Here is a 19,455-nt window from a genome sequence, read left to right on the forward strand (position 1 = left end):
AGCATGAGGTTTTTGCTTTAAGTCCAGTTGCTATCCCACAGGCGTCAGTCACTGATAGTGTTACCGCCTGGGGTGAGCCTTGACATCGGGTTTCACATAGCAAGCCCCGTACCAGACTGGCGGCTGAGTCGTTTCAGCCCACGGTCAAGAGCAAAAGATTCAACCTTGCGACATTCTCTTAACAGATCAACCTGTCGCGCACCGTTCCGACGCACTCAATCGGAGCGCACGCACATATATGGAGCAGACATGACCGACCCCTTGATTCTTCAGCCCGCCAAGCCCGCAGACGCCTGCGTAATCTGGTTGCATGGCCTGGGTGCCGATCGCTACGACTTCCTGCCGGTGGCCGAAGCCCTACAGGAAAAACTCCTGTCGACACGCTTTGTGCTGCCCCAGGCGCCGACACGCCCGGTAACCATTAATGGCGGCTACGAGATGCCCAGCTGGTACGACATCAAGGCCATGAGCCCGGCGCGCTCCATCAGCCTTGAAGAGCTGGAAGACTCGGCAAAAATGGTCACTGACCTGATCAAGGAACAAAAAAGCAGCGGAATAGACGCTTCGCGGATTTTCCTCGCCGGCTTTTCCCAGGGCGGCGCCGTGGTGTTCCACACCGCCTTCCTGAAATGGCAGGGCGCCCTGGGTGGCGTAATTGCCCTCTCCACCTATGCGCCGACCTTTGGCGACGAGCTTGAATTGTCGGCCAGCCAGCAACGGATTCCGGTGCTGTGCCTGCATGGCCAATACGACGACGTGGTACAGAACGCCATGGGCCGCAGCGCCTATGAGCATTTGAAGACCCGCGGTGTCACCGTTGCATGGCAGGAATACCCAATGGGCCACGAAGTGTTACCCCAGGAGATACACGATATTGGCACCTGGTTGGCCGCCCGCCTGGGCTGAAAACCACACATTCTGTAGCCGTATGACCAACGCACTACGCCGCGCCCGATTCTTGCATTACACTGGCCGGCGTACATTCCTTAACCAATTGATGAGATGACCGTGCTCAAAGCACTCAAGAAGATGTTCGGTAAAAGCGAGGCTGAGCAGCTCGCGCCAGGTTCCAGTGCCCCCGCCCACGTTCAAGGCAGCCGCAATGACGGCCAGCAGCCTGGCCGGACCGCACCTGTAGCCTCGCCAAAAAAAGAGCCGGTGACCACACCCGCCACGGTTAACGTCGCTGAAGAACCACCCGCCGAGAAACCACGCCCGGAAAAACCGCGCCGCGAACGCGCGCCAAAACCTGTGGTTATCCCCTGGAAACTGGAAGACTTCGTTGTCGAACCCCAGGAAGGCAAAACCCGCTTTCATGATTTCAAGCTCGCCCCGGAACTGATGCACGCCATCCAGGACCTGGGCTTCCCGTACTGCACGCCGATCCAGGCGCAAGTGCTGGGCTTCACCCTCGCCGGCAAAGACGCCATCGGTCGCGCCCAGACCGGCACCGGCAAGACCGCAGCCTTCCTGATCTCGATCATCACCCAGTTGCTGCAGACCCCGCCGCCCAAAGAGCGCTACATGGGTGAGCCGCGCGCACTGATCATCGCCCCGACCCGGGAGCTGGTGGTACAGATCGCCAAGGACGCCGCCGACCTGACCAAATACACCGGCCTCAACGTGATGACGTTTGTCGGTGGCATGGACTTCGACAAGCAGCTCAAGCACCTGGAAGCGCGTCACTGCGACATCCTGGTGGCCACGCCGGGCCGCTTGCTGGACTTCAACCAGCGCGGCGACGTGCACCTGGACATGGTCGAAGTGATGGTGCTGGACGAAGCCGACCGCATGCTCGACATGGGTTTTATCCCGCAAGTGCGTCAGATCATTCGCCAGACCCCGCCGAAAAACGAGCGCCAGACCCTGCTGTTCTCCGCGACCTTCACCGAAGACGTGATGAACCTCGCCAAGCAGTGGACCACCGACCCGTCCATCGTCGAGATCGAGGCACTGAACGTTGCCAGCGAGAACGTCGAGCAGCACATCTACGCGGTGGCCGGTGCCGACAAATACAAGCTGCTCTACAACCTGGTCAACGACAACGGTTGGGAGCGGGTCATGGTGTTTGCCAACCGCAAGGACGAAGTGCGGCGCATCGAAGAACGCCTGGTGCGTGATGGCGTAAATGCCGCGCAACTGTCGGGCGATGTGCCGCAGCATAAGCGCATCAAGACGTTGGAAGGCTTTCGCGAAGGCAAGATTCGCGTGCTGGTGGCTACCGACGTGGCCGGGCGCGGGATTCACATCGACGGCATCAGCCACGTGATCAACTTCACCCTGCCGGAAGTGCCGGACGACTATGTGCACCGTATTGGCCGCACCGGCCGTGCGGGCGCGGCGGGCGTGTCCATCAGCTTTGCCGGGGAAGACGATTCGTATCAGTTGCCGTCGATCGAAACCTTGCTGGGCCGCAAGATCAGCTGCGAGACGCCACCGACGCATTTGTTGCGCCCCGTGGAGCGCAAGCGCCCGTAACCCACCCGTCCCCAGCAGAGTCGGGCTTACCGGCGCCTGCCGGGGAGATAGCCCGGCTGCGGCTGGCACTACCCCCGATACAACTCTCCCGCGATGGGCTGGCGGATACGTGTCGCTTCGTCCCTGAACGACTGGTAGTAGCCTGCCGTGCTGCCAGGCATGTCCAGCAAGTGACTGCCCAGCGCCTGCGGTTGGGGCTGGGCCGAATCGGAAGGGGCTGGCAGCGCGGGGTCTGGCCTGGAGCCGGCCACTGCAGCTTTGGCTCTGGCCTCTATCGCGCGGCCAAAGTTAGTGGTTCTCAAGGCAAAACGGGTCACACCATAGGCCTTGCTGAAAGTGGTGATGCCCTGTTTATCGGTGAACTTATAGCTCATGCCCACCATGCGCTTGCCGGCGGCCAGCGCACCGCTACCCATTGGCGTATCGAAAAAACCCGCGTATTTGACAAAGTCCTTGGCCGTGCCGGCCTTTACGGCGGCGTTGTAGGCCAGGCTGGCCGAGGTGTAGGCCCCCGCGAAGCTGACGGTCCATGACGCAATCGAGAACCCCAGGGACGCCCATCCCAGGTTCTGGATGTGCCTGGAGCGGTCCCAGCCCATTTTTTTGTCGACCTCGGCGATACTCAGTGCCGTGGTACCCAGCGTCCCGCCCACAACCCCAAGTGCTGCAGAGGTCAGCAGCGCCGCCTTGGAGGCGACAATCATTGCCGCCGTCGACGCCGCAGCGGTGGCCGCAACGGCTGTTGCGGTCCCGGCCGCCAGCGCTGCGGCAGACGCCGCTGCCGTGTAGGCCGCCGCCGCCGCTACAAGCCCGGGTACCGCAAACCCTACCGTGACAATCGACAATGCCAACGCCCCCCCGGTCAGCGTCCACTTCAGCCAGCTGGGAAATAACCCGCTGGGGTCGATCATGTTGATCGGGTTACCGGCACAGTAGGCATAGCTATTGATCCCGCCCTCATCGAATGGACTCAGTGGATCAGGCTGCAAGAACACCATCAGGTCAGGGTCGTAGGCCCGCTGGCCGTTGCCGAGAAAGTACAGGTTGACCAACGCATCCAGCCGCTGGCCGTTGAACGCCGGCAGTTGCAGGTCGGCCAGGCTGCGGTTCTTGCCATCATCCGGGGGAATCTTCGCATCACCAAAGGGCGTGTAGTGGCGCGCTACATGAGCCTGGCCGGGGGCCGATAGGCCGCGCACGCTGCCGCTCGCGTCGTTCATATGCAGTTGCGGCCCGTCCACACCACCGCTGCGCGCGACCACCTCATCCCCGCCGCTGAAGTAACGGATCTTTTTGGTGCCTTCAACCAGGGTGTCGAGGCGATCACCTGCGTAGGCAAGCATCACCGGCGCTTCAGTGTTCCGGGACGCAAGCACTTGACGCGATTCGGCATCGTACTGGTAGTTGCACCTGAGGGTTGCGAGTTGCGCGGTAATCAGTTGCTCAAAGGCGTTGTACGTATAAGTCTTGCCCGTTGGGCTCGCCTGCAAGTTGCCCGCAGCGTCATAGGCCAGGGTGACATCCTGAGCCGGTTGCGTATGGGTCACGCGGGTCAACCGGGTGGGGTCGGCGGCGGTGAAGTAACGCTGACTGGTGTCTTGTGTGCCATCGGCAAAGAAGGTGACCACCCGCGCAATGTTATTGAGGTTGTCAAAGCTGAAATCCTGTCCGACGATGCCGCGCCCCCGATGGTCCCGAGGGTGTTCATCCCCGGTGCAGCGGTAGGTCTTGAGCCGCAGGTAGGCGTCATAGGTGAACGTCTCGCTGATCACCACACGTGCACTCGCATTACGAATCACCCGTGTCGCCAGCAGGCTGTTGGCGTGGTAGGTACTGGTCATCACCTGGAACAGCACGCCGTTTTGCTCAAAACTACGCTCCCTTTCTCGCCCAAGGGCATCATAGGCCAGCCGGGTAAGGACCCGCGTAGTGCCAGAGAGCGTGGTCAGGTTCAGCGGACGGCCCAAGGTGTCGTAGGTCTGCTCGATGACCAGGGTTGCGGTGGTCATCCTGGAAAACCGCCCGGCAGCATCATAATCCAGTGTGCTGCGCTGGCCATCGGCTGAGGTCTGATGCAGCGCGCGGCCGCCGGGAGAATAGCCGTACAGGGTGGTCAAGGTCGTGCCGTTGGCGGTTTGCACGTCCCTCTCGGGATAGCCGCTGGCATCCTGAACCGACTCATGGACGAGGCCGTTGGTCTCCGAACGCGTCAACGCGCCAGCAACCGGATCATGCCGGTAAACACTCGCCCCAAGCCCTGTCATTTCAATCCGGGTCGGCACATCCAACTCTCTGTCGTACGTCAGGGTCTGGCGCCCCCCACGCGGCGATACCATGGCCACCGGCTCCATCCATCCGGCTTCGTACTCCCAGGTCGTCGCCTGCCCCGTGGCGCGCTCCTGCCGGGTCATGCGGCCCAGGCTGTCGTAGGTACGCGCGCCCAACCGCGTGCCATCGACCGAGACCGCAACCGCCAACTCACTGCTGGTGCCGGGGGCATAGTCGGTTTTGCGCAGCCGTTGCGGGGTGCCGTCCACGGGCTTTTCCAGGGACGTCAGCACTCGGTCAAACGGGTCGTAGGTCAATTCAGTGACTGTTTTATTCACATCCACGATCGTCAGGCAGCGGCCCAAGCCATCGTAGGTGCGCGACTCGACTTCGACCTTAGCGTTGTTGGCATCCACGCGCTCCACCTTGATCGGCTGGTTATACGCATTGAAATAGGTCAGCCGTCGCTCACCGCCAACAATGCCTTCCTCCGTAAGATTGAGCAGCGGCTCGTACTCATTGATCATCACGCTGCCATCGGGGCCTGTGATACGGCTGGCGTTGCCCCATTTACTGTAGGCAAAGGTGTTTTTCAACGAGCGTTGCCCGTCGGTCAGGTAATCAAAACTGACCTCCTCCACCAGTTGCCCAAGCGCGTCATAACGCTGTGTGCCCGTGGCACGCTCCTGGTCATTCGCCCCCATCAGTTGGGCTTCGGACACCTGGCGTCCCAAGCCGTCGAAGTAGCTAATCGCCTTGTTGCCTTGGGCGTCCGTGGTGATCAGGTGGGCACGTTTGGTCGGCGTAGCAAAATGATAGGCATACGTGCGCGAGGCTTGCTGCACCGTGCCGGGAGACGTCGTCTCTTCGGTCAGCCGACCACTCACATCAAACGTCATTGCCAGGGTGCTGCCACTGTCGCGTGTCATCGCCAACAGGCGCCGATTGGTCAGTGAAAGCGTGCGCTTGGCTTCAAGCCATTGGCCCTCGCGCCCTTGCAGGCGTCGCGTTTCGACGAGGTTGTCGCCAGTGATGGTGTAGCTGAAATTGCTGGTCAACGCCTGCCCGTCGACGGTGCTGGTGGTGCTCCTCAGCCGGCCGGCCAGTTCAACAGGACTTTCAAAATACGTCTGCTGCAGGGCGAGCACACCCGCCTGGGTACTCGACTGCTGCAGCACAAAGTAGCTGCTGCCTGTCTGCGGTACGCGGGTATGCGTGTATTGCGTGAGTCGCGCCGCTGGCGTACTCCCGACTGGAACAAGTCGCTCTTGCTTAACGTAGCGCTGGAACAGATTATGGGGATCAGCCGGGCACTTGCCGCTCTCTCCGGCAATCGGGTAATAGGTGTACTCGGTGCGCACCCCAGAAGGCTCGGTGCGGCTCATTTCATTGCCGTAATCGTCAGTTTCGATGCGCTGGACCTCTTCCCGAGCGGTGCCACCGGCCACCAATTGATAGCGTTTGGTGATCGTTTTCGGCAACTGTAGGTTGGCAGGCTGGGCCGGAAACAGACCAGGCACCGTGTTATAGGTGATGCTCGTCGTGGCCCGCGTGCCTTCGCGAACGACCTGCTCCTCAGTCATCAAGTGAAACTTGTTGTAGGTGGTGCGCGTGACATGCAGCACCGCATTGCTGGTGCTCCGGCTGGTTTCCTCTGTCCAATAGTCATAATCGCTGCCGACCAGGTACAGGTTGTCTTCGCCCTCGCGAAATCCCCCCGAAAAGGGATAACCGGTAAAGTTCTTGCCCGGGCTGTAGGTATAAGTGCGGGTCATGGCTGGTTGATTGGCCGCCGGAGTCTGTACCCAACTGACGACACGTGGAATATATTGGTTGTTGCCGTACTGGTGCCCGTCCTCGACATAGGTAATCAGCTCGTCCCCGCCCGTCGGTGTTCGCACGCGCATGATGGGCACCAAGCCGTTACGGAACGCCGCACGGTACTCGAACACATAGGCGGCAGTGCCGCGCACCGCGCTACGGTCATAGGGCGCTGAAACCTGCGTCAGAAGATTATTGGTATGCAAAAACCAGACGCGGGCGTAACGACCACCGTCGACCCGCGTATCGGCTGTGGATAAGTTGGCGCCCGAGTAGGTCAGGACCAGCAAGTCTTGTTGAGCGTGATTGAGGATACGCTCCAGAAAGCCCGCCGTGCCGTAGCGAAAGGTCAACCGCTCACCATTTTCGAACAACATGGCAACGATCCGGTAGGGCACCGTACTGCCAGTGCGCTGCAAAATCTCGATGGTCCCGTCTATAGAGATCACGTGCAGCGTGTTGGCATCCGGCCGCTTGACAACGACGTCCTTTAACTTGCGATCCTTGATCACAACCGTACCGCCCACCGATGGCAGGCCTTGAGTCTGAAACTGTTCGCCGCTTAGCAGCGTGAGTTTGAAGCTGACCACATCAAACTCGGTATTGCTCAGGCGCCAGCCAATGCCATAGCCACTGTTGACCGTACTGAACATAGAGAATGACAGGACAATATTTCGACTGACTTCCAGCGCCCCCTGTGGGTATACGGTCGCCAGGCGGATTTGGCTACCATACTGGCCGGTGCGGGGATCGACCGAGCCATTGAGGTAGGAGCCGAAGTTAAAGGCATTAGAATAAATATTCACGGGAATACTCCTTTCAACCCAAACTAAAGGCTCGTCCTCAACGACCAAGGCGAACCGCTCAAACAGCATTAAAACTGAACACTGCGCCTATTAACCATTTCTTAGTTCAATACGGCGACCGCTGTCTGCTGGCGCCATGAAGAAAACATGTTCGCAGCCGTAATTATCCCATACCCGCCACTTACTACTCGTATTACCCGTAGTAATTGACGATTTGCTCCACAGTTTTACCGCACGAAAAATGGTCGAGATTTTATTGAACTCAACATAGGGATTCAGCGGATTACTCCCGCGATGCACATCTTGGGTGCGCAACTGTAACCCAGGAACATCTTTCGATATTACGACACCCGCCTTGCACCATCTAAACCCACTATCATTAATTGCCTGACAAAAAGAAGTTCGAAAATAATCGCCTTCGTTCTGCACCAGCAATGGATTATCGAGACCACGGCTAGACACAATCTTCAAGCCCGATGGCGTAGAATAATAATAAACATCCACATCTGTGTAGTTATCGCTTTGGGCACTGATATCGTGATACTCAACGAGGTCGGCAACTTTCAAAACATAGGGCCGAATTGGCAGAATGTTAATGGAAGAATCCTGCCCCACTGAAGAAGGGTTAGTACTAAAAATTTTCCCGCCCAGTTGAATGGTGGCCATAAACCTATGAGATTCAATCGCCGTAGTTGAATTAAATCGCATATATCGATCAATCACTTCATTCAGAACACCCGCAGTCATTTCAGCGGGACCATCATTTTGCTCTGGCGAATGTATAACCGCACCGCGACTCCACAGTCCCGTGTCATATATATTTTTATCGCGATCACAACTCCAGCCCGGCGGAAGTGGCTCGCGCGGATTCGCGGAATAACGGGTTACCGTAACGCTGTCACGTTCCTCCTTACTCAGTGTAATCGGCTCCCAGTACCCATCGCTGTTTTCACGCTCCGCCAGAACCTCGATCTGAACCTTGCATTGATGACGATCATTGGCATAAAGCTCACTCGTAGAACTCTGACCACTGGGAAGAACTATTCTCATGTGAGTAATGCGAACGGTTTCAACAGCGTTCAACGTCACATCCCCCGACGCAGCAACGTCCAGAATAAACCCATGCCCATTTCCATAATTATCCAGCAACGTCCATCGACTTCTGGTGTCTGCCGACCCAATCGACAGTGCAGAAAAAATACTGACCGCCCGCACGATTGTTGGGTATTTGTTAAATTGAATTTCAGGATTGGGTTCCGGCAAGCCCATATTAGCTTTGGTAATATCGGTCATATACAAGCGTGTGCCATCATCGTCTTTATTCAATACAATACCCACGCGACTCCCCCTTGATATGCCGAACGACTTGTTCACATATGAGGTTTTGAAATGATCACCTTCAAAGGCGATAGGCACCGGATTTGCCAAGCTCACATTTTCAACAAACTTAACTCCATCGGGTGGCACCCAATAATAAACTGCGACTGTCACCCGCGCACCTTCTTCTGGATCCCCTGCATAGGCTCCGTCAACATAGCGAGTAAAGTCGTTGGCATGCAGCTTGAAAGGCTTGCGGGGCGTCACTGTAATTAAAGACTTAGTAATTGACGTGCCCGCTGGAAAGTCCGTAGTTAAATATTCCGAACCTATAATGATACGCGCCAGGAACGTCGCAGGCCCGATAGAAGCCTCGGAATCAACCCGTAAGTAACGACGAACGACCTCGCAACCAGAGGGAGGAAAGACACTCTCTTGTTCTGCCTCCAAAGGGTCTAGCCCAGTATGCTCCCAAAGCCCCATTGCGTAACCACCACGCTCATCATCGCAGTGCCAACCCGCCGAAAGCGTAGGCTCCGCCCCCTCAACTGCATTCACAATAGTTACACTTTCCCGCTCACCCGGCGTAAGCGCCGCACTGCGCCATATGTTGTCCTCACCCAACACCTCCTTAGCCACCTCAATAAGCACCTCACATTGATGCCGGCCATTGGCGTACAGCTTATTACTGAAATGCCGCCCACCTGAGAGGGTTATTTTAAAATGAGAAATCCGGGAATCGCCAATTCTTGAGTGCATTTTTAGTTACTCCTGAAAATACCTATTAATTAGGATGCATATTTTCCAGGCACACACTCTTAACCTGCTCAATGACCAGTCAAAGAAGAAAACCCGATGCCCGAAGGTAATTGAAGCGCAGACCAGCCAACGCCAACAACTGTCAGAGTTGACAGTTGTTAAGACCTAATTGAAATAAACCAGCACGCGATATTGTATTGGACATTATGAAAGCAATCTTGCAGCTCGCCTCAAGACGTCCAACGATCCGCCGCCACATAATCACTGGCCCTCCCTTCCACCCAGCGCGCGCCTTCCTGGGTGTTTTCCTTCTTCCAGAACGGCGCCCGGGTTTTCAGATAGTCCATCACAAACGCACAGGCATCGAACGCCGCCTGGCGATGGGCGCTGGCTGCCGCAACAAACACAATCGGCTCGCCCGGCTCCAACGCGCCGATACGGTGCAGCACCTCCAGCTTGAGCAATGGCCAGCGCTGTGCGGCTTCCTCGGTGATCTTGGCCAGGGCTTTTTCGGTCATGCCGGGGTAGTGCTCCAGGAACATCCCCGCCACCTCGCGGCCGTCGTTGAAGTCGCGAACATAGCCGACAAAGCTCACCACGGCGCCCACGCCCACGTTGTCGGCGTGCATCGCGTTGACTTCGGCGCCCGGATCAAATGCCCCGGCCTGCACTCGAATCGCCATGGTCAGCCCCCGGTCACAGGCGGGAAGAACGCGACCTCGTCGCCAGCTTGCACAGGCTCGTCGAGCGCGCATATTTCCTGGTTGCGGGCGCACATCAGGCTGGCTTCATTGAGCACTTCAAAACCTGGGTCAGCCGCCAGCGCCAGACGCACGGCGTCGACGGTGGCGAAGTCGCCTTCCACCTCCAACGAGTCAAAGCCCACCGCTTCGCTGTAGCGCGCAAAAAACAGTACGTTGATGCTCATTGTTCATCCGCCTTGAAATGCCCACTTTTGCCGCCGAGCTTTTCCAGCAGGCGAATGTTTTCGATGGTCATGCCGCGATCCACGGCCTTGCACATGTCGTAGATCGTCAGGGCCGCCACGCTGGCCGCCGTCAGGGCTTCCATCTCGACGCCGGTCTGGCCGGAGAGTTTGCAGCGGGCGACGATGTGCACCGCGTCCAGGCCGTCGGCGCTGAGCTCAACCTTGACCCCGGTGAGCATCAACGGGTGGCACAGCGGGATCAGATCACTGGTTTTTTTCGCCGCCTGGATCCCGGCGATGCGGGCCACGGCAAACACGTCGCCCTTGGGGTGGGCGCCGTCGACAATCATTTTCAGGGTTTCGGGCAACATGCGCACCCGCGCTTCGGCCACGGCTTCACGGAACGTCACGGCTTTTTCAGTGACGTCGACCATGTGGGCGCGACCTTGGGAATCGAGATGAGTCAGCACAGGGATACTCCTGATCAGGAGCCCCGATTGTAAACCCAACACAGATCAAATGTGGGAGCCGGGCTTGCCCGCGATGCAGGCACCTCGGTCTTTCAGGAGCACCGCAGCGATGCAATCGCGGGCAAGCTCGACTCCCACAGGGGTTTCAGGTGAGCCGGGCGATGAAGTCATCGCCCGGAATCGGTTACAGGTGAGATTCGGCGTATTCGGCCAGAATCGAACGAGGGACACCCTGCAGGGCGATGTGCACGCCGTTCGGGAAGTCCTTGAAGCGTTCCGTCAGGTAAGTCAGCCCGGAGCTGGTCGCGGACAGGTAAGGGGTGTCGATCTGTGCCAGGTTGCCCAGGCACACCACTTTGGAACCGGCGCCGGCACGAGTGATGATGGTTTTCATCTGGTGCGGCGTGAGGTTCTGGCATTCATCGATCAAAATCAGGCTTTGCTGGAAGCTGCGACCCCGTATGTAGTTGAGGGATTTGAACTGCAACGGCACTTTGCTGAGGATGTAGTCGACGCTGCCATGGGTGTTTTCGTCATCCATGTGCAAGGCTTCGAGGTTGTCGGTGATTGCCCCCAGCCACGGCTCCATTTTTTCCGCTTCGGTGCCAGGCAGGAAGCCAATCTCCTGGTCCAGGCCCTGCACGCTGCGGGTAGCGATGATGCGGCGATAGCGCTTGGTCACCATGGTCTGTTCGATGGCGGCAGCCAGGGCGAGGATGGTTTTCCCCGAGCCTGCGGCGCCGGTCAGGTTGACCAGGTGGATGTCCGGATCAAGCAAGGCGTACAGCGCCAGGCTCTGGTAGATATCACGCGGTTTCAGACCCCAGGCTTCCTGGTGCAACAGGGGTTCCTGATGCAGGTCGAGGATCAGCAGCTTGTCGACCTGGATCTCTTTGATCCAGCCCACGAAGCCCTGTTCGTCGATGATGAATTCATTGATGTGCACGGCCGGCAGGTTGTCGATCAGTTGTACCTGGTGCCAGGTGCGGCCATGGTCCTGACGGGTTTCGACCTTGCTGACGAGGTCCCAGAAGGAGCCGGTCACGGTGTGATAACCGCGCGACAGCATCGACACGTCGTCGACCAACTGGTCAGTACTGTAGTCCTCGGCAGCGATCCCACACGCTCGTGCCTTGAGGCGCATATTGATGTCTTTGGTCACCAGCACCAGGCGCAAGTCCTTGTCACGCGCGTGCAGGTCGATCAATTGGTTGATGATTTTGTTGTCGTTCAGATTCTCCGGCAGCAGGCTGTTGGGCTCGCTGCGCTTGCTCATCAGAATCGACAGCAAGCCCTTGGGCCCGCTTTTGCCACGCTGGATCGGTACGCCCACCTCGACGTCATCGGGGGAGGCTTCGCCGAGGGTCTTGTCGATCAGGCGGATGGCCTGGCGGCATTCGGCGGCAACGCTGTGGTGCCCGCTTTTGAGTTTGTCGAGCTCCTCAAGCACGATCATCGGGATGGCGACGTGGTGTTCTTCGAAGTTAAGCAGTGCGTTTGGATCGTGAATCAGTACGTTGGTATCAAGCACATAAAGGATTGGCTGGTCGGAAGAAGGGTTACGTCCATGATCATCCATACTCGGTCACCTTTGTGGGAGCCAGTCGACGCAATACCGCGACAGTGCTGCGCCTCGATTCGACCGTCGAACGCACTTGAGGGGCGTCAAGTGCGGTGCACACAAGAGGTGTCTTGGAAGACGCCACCTGTGTTGCAGGTTTCGGCTGTCTGTCTTCGTAATACCGCAAAACACATGACAGGAAAAAGCACTTTGACGCTTTTTTGAAGTTTATTTTTCAGGATGACGAATAGCACTAGGCGAGCCGGCATTGCACCGTTAAAGTCGGAAGTCCGCCTGTATCGAAATATCTCCCAAATCCCCCCCCAAAAAACCTCAGCCCCAACAGGGCCGGGCTCTTCGTGCTTTTTCAGCGAAACGCTTCGCGGCAATCCTGCCAGCCGAGTCCACTTTCTGCCGTAGCGTGTAAAAGCCAGGGTAATGCGATGCGCGCCTTGTCCTGGGTGTCGTGGAACAGGATTATCCCGCGCCGCCACAGCAGCATCAGCGTGAGCACGCGGTTGGCCGATTCATCGGCCTTGAGCTTGCCGGCTTCGTCTTCTGAATCGATGTCCCACAATGCCACTTGCAGCCCCTGGGACTGGAAAAAACCCTGGCTGTCGGAACGGCGCTGGCCATAGGGCGGGCGGAACAGCGGCGCGTAGTTTTCGGGCATCAGGTTCTGGGCCAGGGAGGCGCTGCGGGTGATGGACGACTGCCAGTCGACCCAGTGGCTATGAGAGCGGTACTGCCAGCCCTGGATGCCGACGCACTGGCCCTGGTACAGCGCCTGCACATCGGTGACCGAGCTTTTCTCGACGCGGGTTTGCAGGCTGTTGCCTAGCACGAAGAAAAGGCCGTGCATTTTCTGTTTGCGCAGGTAGTCGGCCAGCCAGTCGGTGTTGCCGCTGACGGGGGACGGGCCGCTGTCGAAGGTCAGCAGGAACATCCGGTCGTTGAGTTCGTCGCCGTTGCGTTCGTGGTCGCCGAAGCGCGCGATTTCGCTGCTGATCTGCGGGAACAGGGCGGCCTTGCGTAACTGTTCATCCAGGTAGCGTTCGTGGAATGCGCGGCTGGGGCCGGCCCAGCCTATATAGAAGGAGCTGTCGCTTACCTCGAACTTGGCGGCTTGTTCGCGCAGGTCGTCCATGTTTTCCACCAGGTAGCAGAAAGAGGCGTCCTGTTCGCAGCTTTGTTGGGCGAAGGTGTAGTTTTCCAATAGCCGTTGCCACAGTTGGCGACGCAGGTCGTTGATCGAGGCCTGGTTGATGATCTTCAGGCCCAGGCGCTGTTTGAGGGCGGGTTCGTCGAGGGCTTCGCTGGCCAGCAGGGTGTGGGCGAACATCAGGATTTCAGCGCGTGAGGCGACGTCGAACAGGGCGGGGCTGCTGAGGCGTTCGGGCCAAACGCCGCGGTCCAGGGTGGCGACATCCACCGGGGCGGCTTGGGCGCCCAGGCAGATGAGCCAGGCTGACAGTAAAAGCGCAATTCGCACGAAGGGTCTCCCTTTCCAGAGTCGTCGGGCACTATAGCCGATCGCGTGGGGGGGGCTATTGGGTTGGTGTGTATATCCGTTGTTTAGGTCACGGCCGCTTATGGTTCCGCTCTTACAGCGGCTCACTTTTGAACAGCGCAAAAGTAAGCAAAACGCTCTTGCCCCACCACTCGGCACCTCGCTAATGCTCGGTGTGCCCGAACGCAGGTATTACTCCGCGGGCCGCCGCGACGGGGCGTCCCTGCCCCGTCGCGGCTAAACCGGCGTCCTGCCGGTTTACCCGCTCCGTAATACCTGCGTTCGGCCAGCGTGGTTTAACGGGGCGCCTAAGATCAAAATCAAGATCAAAAGCCAGAGCACAGCGGCCTACAGGCCGGCTTGAGTGTGGTGAAGCAAAGGCAAGATCAACATCTGAAGCCAGAGCGGGCACGGTCAACTGTGGGAGCTGGCTTGCCTGCGATGGCATCACCTCGGTGTGTCTGATGTACCGAGTTGTCTGCATCGCAGGCAAGCCAGCTCCTACAGAAAAGCGGCACTGCTTTCGCTCTGGATCTGGCTTTTAACACTCAGGTCGGCTTTCAGGCCGCCGTGCTCTTGCTTTTGCTTTTGATCTTGATCTGCGGGCCCCGTCAACCACGATGGCCGCAAGCAGGCACGGTGGAGCGGGTAAATCGGCAGGGATGCCGATTTAGCCGCGCCGGGCCATGGATGGCCCGTCGCGGCGGCCCGCGGAACCGGGCCGGAGTGCGGGCATGCCGAGCCTAAGCGAGGCACCGAGTGGTGGGGCAAAGACCTTTTGGTTACTTTTGGCTGGGCCGGCATTCCGGGCGTTTGCCAAAAGTGACCCGCTGTAAGAGCGGAACCCTAAGTGGCCGTTACCGCAGCAATGGATATGTACACAGCACAAACCCACTCCGCTATCACCATCATAGGTGGAGTCAAACCTCCCCAACCCCTAGAATCCCCCCACGATTAAAGGAGACGACTTCATGCTGACGGTGATTTCCCCCGCCAAAACCCTCGATTTCGAGTCAAAGCCGGTCACCCCGCGCTTCACCCAGCCGCAATACCTCGACCACTCCCAGGAGCTGATCGAACAACTGCGCGAACTGAGCCCGGCGCAGATCAGCGAACTGATGCACGTCTCCGACAAGATCGGCGGCCTCAACGCCGCACGCTTCGGCAGCTGGACCCCAGCCTTCACCCAGGCCAACGCCAAACAAGCCCTGCTGGCCTTCAAGGGCGACGTCTACACCGGCCTCAACGCCGAAACCTTCACCGACGCCGACTTCACCTACGCCCAGGACCACCTGCGCATGCTCTCCGGCCTGTACGGCCTGCTGCGCCCCCTGGACCTGATGATGCCGTACCGCCTCGAGATGGGCACCAAGCTGCCCAACGCCCGTGGCAAGGACCTGTACGCCTTCTGGGGCACCCGCATCAGCGAGTGGCTCAACGAAGCCCTCGCCGAACAAGGCGACGACGTGCTGCTCAACCTCGCGTCCAACGAGTACTTCTCGGCAGTCAAACGCCCGGCGCTGAACGCGCGGATCATCAACACCGAGTTCAAGGACCTGAAAAACGGCCAGTACAAGATCATCAGCTTCTACGCCAAAAAGGCCCGAGGCATGATGAGCCGCTTTGTGATTGAAGAACGCATCAACGACCCTGCCAGGCTCAAGGAGTTTGACGTGCAGGGTTATCGCTTCAATGCAGAGCAGTCAAAGCCGGATAACCTGGTGTTCCTGCGAGATCACGCACCGGAATAACCGGGCAACGAAAATCCAAATGTGGGAGCGGGCTTGCTCGCGAAAGCGGTGGTTCAGTCGATGCCTGTATTGGCTGACACACCGCCTTCGCGAGCAAGCCCGCTCCCACACTTTGTTCGGATTCCAGCCTTAAAATCGTCATTTATTTGGCGTCAAAAATAATTCTTCAGATTCCCTAACATTTATTTCACTCGACATTCGTCAATTTTTTTCGTAGTGGCACCACTTTTTTCAAACAGTAGTGGCACAAAACTATTTAACCCTCGCAACTCCCCGCAACTACTAGCCCAAGTAGCAAGTGCTATCACTATAGTACTAGTGCCATCTTTCCTAATATTTCAAGAAATTTCCGGAAACAGGATGAGCGGCCAGGAACTATGTCCTGAAGCACCGCTCATACCACCGGTAACGATTATCTCTGCAAATGTAAGAGATGACTTACGTGGCGACCAAAGGAAGTAGCAAAGTTGAAATACAACTTTGACTCAATGGTCAAATCATCAACTGACTAGTTGAAGGCGGACGAAAAGGCTTCACTATTTTCTCCGACAAGGCCAAGGCTGAGCTCACCTGTATGGGTCAGTGAGACAACCCAAGCCGTTGATACATAAGGGCTAAATCCCTCTTTCAACGCCTTGCGGCACTGGCGCCAGGCCCTTCCCCAGGAAGGCTGGCTGCATTTCAGGGCAAGCCCCAACAATAAGGCCAAGTTGCGCACAACTTGAGTGCATTAGTTAGTCACTCGACTTTTAGTATGCCTGCACTGGATATATCGACGTTTACTCGTCGCACTTTCCAGTGCCTGGGTGACGCTTCAAAACATGAACTCCGGCCATCTAGTGGCACGATTAACAATGAGGTAAATGCGATGCGCATCAGCATATTTGGTTTGGGTTACGTCGGCGCCGTATGTGCCGGTTGCCTGTCTGCACGGGGCCATGAGGTCGTTGGCGTAGACATCTCCAAGGAAAAGATCGACCTGATCAGCGCAGGCAAATCGCCCATCGTTGAACCGGGTCTGGGCGAACTGTTGAGCCAGGGTATTCAGACCGGCCGACTGCGCGGCACCACCAATTTCGCCGAAGCAATCCGTGATACCGATCTGTCGATGATTTGCGTCGGTACGCCGAGCAAGAAGAACGGCGACCTGGAACTCAACTACATCGAATCGGTGTGCCGCGAGATCGGTTTTGTTCTGCGTGACAAGACCACCCGCCACACCATCGTGGTGCGCAGCACCGTGCTGCCAGGCACCGTGGCCAATGTGGTGATCCCGATTCTCGAAGACTGCTCCGGCAAGAAGGCCGGCGTCGACTTCGGCGTCGCGGTGAACCCTGAGTTCCTGCGTGAAAGCACCGCCATCGCCGACTACGACCTGCCGCCGATGACCGTCATCGGTGAATTCGACAAAGCCTCCGGCGATGTCCTGCAGTCGCTGTACGAAGAGCTCGACGCCCCGATCATCCGCAAGGACATCGCCGTCGCCGAGATGATCAAGTACACCTGCAACGTCTGGCATGCGACCAAAGTCACCTTCGCCAACGAGATCGGCAACATCGCCAAGGCCGTCGGCGTCGACGGTCGCGAAGTGATGGAAGTGGTCTGCCAGGACAAGACCCTCAACCTGTCCCAGTACTACATGCGCCCAGGCTTCGCCTTCGGCGGCTCGTGCCTGCCCAAAGACGTGCGCGCCCTGACCTACCGCGCCAGCTCCCTGGACGTGGAAGCACCGCTGCTCAACTCGCTGATGCGCAGCAACGAGTCCCAGGTGCAGAACGCCTTTGACATCGTCTCCAGCCACGACAAACGCAAAGTCGCCTTGCTGGGCCTGAGCTTCAAGGCCGGCACCGATGACCTGCGCGAAAGCCCGCTGGTGGAACTGGCAGAGATGCTGATCGGCAAGGGTTTCGACCTGAGCATCTACGACAGCAACGTCGAATACGCCCGTGTGCACGGCGCCAACAAGGACTACATCGAAGGCAAGATCCCTCACGTCTCGTCCTTGCTCAACTCGGACTTCGACGAAGTGATCAACAACTCCGACGTGATCATCCTGGGCAACCGCGATGAGAAGTTCCGTGCCCTGGCGCATAACGCACCCCACGGCAAGCAAGTGGTCGACCTGGTGGGCTTCATGTCCAAGGCCACCAGCGTGACCGGTCGTACCGAAGGCATTTGCTGGTAACAGCAACGGCAAGTTTCGAGCTGCAAGCGTCCTGACCCCCAGCGCTTGCAGCTTGAAGCCTCCTTCACCTGCGGATGACGCCTATGTCCAAGTTAAAACACGTACTGCTCCAATCTGCCGGCTGGTTGTTGTTCCTCAGCCTGCTGATGGGTCTCGCCCTGCTGTTGCCGGCGAGTACGTTCGACTCCGAGTCGAAGAATTTTATTTTCCTGATTGGCGCCGTCGGTATCTGGCGCTACTCGATGGGTGCTACGCATTTCTTTCGCGGCATGCTGTTTTTGTACGTGGTCTACCCGCACCTGCGGCGCAAAGTGCGCAAGCTGGGCAAGGCGGCAGACCCGTCCCACGTATTCCTGATGGTGACAAGCTTTCGGATCGACGCGCTGACCACGGCCCAGGTCTACAGCTCGGTGATCCGCGAAGCCATCGAATGTGGCTTCCCCACCACGGTGGTGTGCTCCCTGGTGGAAATGTCCGATGAGCTGCTGGTCAAGAGCCTGTGGGCCAGGATGAACCCGCCCGACCACGTCAAGCTGGACTTCGTGCGCATCGCCGGTACCGGCAAGCGTGACGGCCTGGCCTTCGGTTTTCGCGCCATCTCGCGCCACCTGCCGGACGACCGCGCCGTGGTGGCCGTGATCGATGGCGACACCGTGCTTGCCGAAGGCGTCGTGCGCAAGACCGTGCCGTGGTTCCAGCTGTTCGGCAACGTCGGCGGCTTGACCACCAACGAGTTCTGCGAAGTGCGCGGCGGCTACATCATGAGCGAATGGCACAAGCTGCGCTTCGCCCAGCGCCACATCAACATGTGCTCCATGGCCTTGTCCAAGCGCGTGCTGACCATGACCGGCCGCATGTCGGTGTTCCGCGCCAACGTCGTCACCGACCCGGGCTTTATCGCCGACGTTGAAAGCGACTCCCTGCAACACTGGCGCCTGGGCCGCTTCAAGTTTTTGACCGGCGATGACAAGTCCAGCTGGTTCAGCCTGATGCGCCTGGGCTACGACACCTTCTACGTGCCGGATGCCGCGATCCACACCGTGGAACACCCGCCGGAAAAGAGCTTCATCAAGGCCAGCCGCAAACTGATGTTCCGCTGGTACGGCAACAACCTGCGCCAGAACTCACGGGCCCTGGGCCTGGGTATGCGACGCCTGGGCCTGTTCACCAGCATCGTGCTGTTCGACCAGCGCGTGTCGATGTGGACCTCCCTGCTGGGCCTGACCGTGGCGATCATCGCCACCTTCAAATACGGCGGCGCGTTCATCCTCGCGTACCTGCTGTGGATCGGCATCACCCGCCTGATCCTGACCCTGCTGTTGTCGTGCTCCGGTCACCGGATCGGCCCGGCTTACCCGGTGATTCTCTATTACAACCAGATCATGGGCGCGCTGGTGAAGATCTACGTGTTCTTCCGCCTTGATCAACAGTCCTGGACACGCCAGGACACCAAACTGACCCGCGATTTGGCCAGCTTTCAACGTTGGTTCAACACCTGGTCGTCTCGGACCATGACCTTCTCCGCCGGCAGCATTTTCGTCGCCGTGTTGCTGATGATGGTTTGACCCTGCCAAGCCTGAATTAACTAGGAACTACACCTG

The 19,455-nt window shown here is 58.3% G+C and carries 12 protein-coding genes; 5 read left to right on the top strand and 7 right to left on the bottom strand.

What is annotated here, in order from left to right; translation table 11 throughout:
• Window positions 1–249: 249 nt before the first annotated feature.
• Together V3W39_RS25245 and rhlB are read left to right on the top strand one after the other, a co-directional pair.
• Window positions 250–906, top strand: a complete 657-nt coding sequence (locus V3W39_RS25245) for an alpha/beta hydrolase (RefSeq protein ID WP_177040794.1) — start codon at window positions 250–252, stop codon at window positions 904–906.
• Between the two features lie 96 nt (window positions 907–1,002).
• Window positions 1,003–2,478, top strand: a complete 1,476-nt coding sequence (gene rhlB / locus V3W39_RS25250) for an ATP-dependent RNA helicase RhlB (protein WP_294738052.1) — start codon at window positions 1,003–1,005, stop codon at window positions 2,476–2,478.
• Between the two features lie 68 nt (window positions 2,479–2,546).
• Here the strand turns inward: rhlB and V3W39_RS25255 are convergent, their stop codons facing one another.
• The 7 genes from V3W39_RS25255 to V3W39_RS25285 all read right to left on the bottom strand — a co-directional run bounded on the left by V3W39_RS25255 (window position 2,547) and on the right by V3W39_RS25285 (window position 13,900).
• Window positions 2,547–7,373 carry an RHS repeat-associated core domain-containing protein gene (locus tag V3W39_RS25255; protein ID WP_330213546.1) on the bottom strand — a complete coding sequence of 1,609 codons (4,827 nt, stop codon included), beginning with the start codon at window positions 7,371–7,373 and terminating at the stop codon, window positions 2,547–2,549.
• A gap of 90 nt (window positions 7,374–7,463) precedes the next feature.
• The gene (locus tag V3W39_RS25260; RefSeq protein ID WP_330213547.1) at window positions 7,464–9,449 is read right to left on the bottom strand and encodes a hypothetical protein; all 1,986 of its coding nucleotides are present in this window, start codon (window positions 9,447–9,449) and stop codon (window positions 7,464–7,466) included.
• A 230-nt stretch (window positions 9,450–9,679) separates the two neighbouring features.
• Window positions 9,680–10,132, bottom strand: coding sequence for a molybdopterin synthase catalytic subunit MoaE (gene moaE / locus V3W39_RS25265; protein ID WP_330213548.1), 453 nt, complete (start codon window positions 10,130–10,132; stop codon window positions 9,680–9,682).
• A gap of 2 nt (window positions 10,133–10,134) precedes the next feature.
• Window positions 10,135–10,377: a molybdopterin converting factor subunit 1 gene (gene moaD / locus V3W39_RS25270; RefSeq protein ID WP_177079956.1), complete on the bottom strand. Its 243-nt coding sequence runs from the start codon at window positions 10,375–10,377 to the stop codon at window positions 10,135–10,137.
• Window positions 10,374–10,847 carry a cyclic pyranopterin monophosphate synthase MoaC gene (gene moaC, locus V3W39_RS25275; RefSeq protein ID WP_177040804.1) on the bottom strand — a complete coding sequence of 158 codons (474 nt, stop codon included), beginning with the start codon at window positions 10,845–10,847 and terminating at the stop codon, window positions 10,374–10,376. Before moaC ends, moaD begins: the two co-directional genes overlap by 4 nt.
• 184 nt (window positions 10,848–11,031) lie before the next feature.
• Window positions 11,032–12,426 (bottom strand): PhoH family protein, encoded by a 1,395-nt coding sequence (locus V3W39_RS25280; RefSeq protein ID WP_017135209.1) that lies wholly within the window; start codon window positions 12,424–12,426, stop codon window positions 11,032–11,034.
• Window positions 12,427–12,775: 349 nt separating this feature from the next.
• Entirely contained in the window at window positions 12,776–13,900 is a 1,125-nt protein-coding gene (locus tag V3W39_RS25285) for a polysaccharide deacetylase family protein (RefSeq protein ID WP_177079958.1), read from the bottom strand.
• 989 nt (window positions 13,901–14,889) lie between these two features.
• Between V3W39_RS25285 and yaaA the strand changes: the two genes are divergently transcribed.
• The 3 genes from yaaA (at window position 14,890) to alg8 (ending at window position 19,419) form a co-directional block, all read left to right on the top strand.
• Entirely contained in the window at window positions 14,890–15,669 is a 780-nt protein-coding gene (yaaA, locus tag V3W39_RS25290) for a peroxide stress protein YaaA (protein ID WP_177043510.1), read from the top strand.
• Between the two features lie 868 nt (window positions 15,670–16,537).
• Window positions 16,538–17,854, top strand: coding sequence for a nucleotide sugar dehydrogenase (locus tag V3W39_RS25295; RefSeq protein ID WP_330213549.1), 1,317 nt, complete (start codon window positions 16,538–16,540; stop codon window positions 17,852–17,854).
• Window positions 17,855–17,937: 83 nt separating this feature from the next.
• Window positions 17,938–19,419: a mannuronan synthase gene (gene alg8 / locus V3W39_RS25300; protein ID WP_177043508.1), complete on the top strand. Its 1,482-nt coding sequence runs from the start codon at window positions 17,938–17,940 to the stop codon at window positions 19,417–19,419.
• Window positions 19,420–19,455 lie beyond the last annotated feature (36 nt).

It is taken from the genome of Pseudomonas sp. Z18(2022), from assembly GCF_036346535.1.
GTDB lineage: Bacteria > Pseudomonadota > Gammaproteobacteria > Pseudomonadales > Pseudomonadaceae > Aquipseudomonas > Aquipseudomonas yamanorum_A.

What these genes read in the sequence shown, in the direction of transcription:
- V3W39_RS25295 (WP_330213549.1), top strand. Translation starts at nt 16,538, where the DNA reads ATGCGCATCAGCATATTTGGTTTGGGTTACGTCGGCGCCGTATGTGCC.
- V3W39_RS25260 (WP_330213547.1), bottom strand. Translation starts at nt 9,449, where the DNA reads ATGCACTCAAGAATTGGCGATTCCCGGATTTCTCATTTTAAAATAACC.
- moaE (WP_330213548.1), bottom strand. Translation starts at nt 10,132, where the DNA reads ATGGCGATTCGAGTGCAGGCCGGGGCATTTGATCCGGGCGCCGAAGTC.
- rhlB (WP_294738052.1), top strand. Translation starts at nt 1,003, where the DNA reads ATGACCGTGCTCAAAGCACTCAAGAAGATGTTCGGTAAAAGCGAGGCT.
- V3W39_RS25245 (WP_177040794.1), top strand. Translation starts at nt 250, where the DNA reads ATGACCGACCCCTTGATTCTTCAGCCCGCCAAGCCCGCAGACGCCTGC.
- alg8 (WP_177043508.1), top strand. Translation starts at nt 17,938, where the DNA reads ATGTCCAAGTTAAAACACGTACTGCTCCAATCTGCCGGCTGGTTGTTG.
- yaaA (WP_177043510.1), top strand. Translation starts at nt 14,890, where the DNA reads ATGCTGACGGTGATTTCCCCCGCCAAAACCCTCGATTTCGAGTCAAAG.
- V3W39_RS25280 (WP_017135209.1), bottom strand. Translation starts at nt 12,426, where the DNA reads ATGGATGATCATGGACGTAACCCTTCTTCCGACCAGCCAATCCTTTAT.
- moaD (WP_177079956.1), bottom strand. Translation starts at nt 10,377, where the DNA reads ATGAGCATCAACGTACTGTTTTTTGCGCGCTACAGCGAAGCGGTGGGC.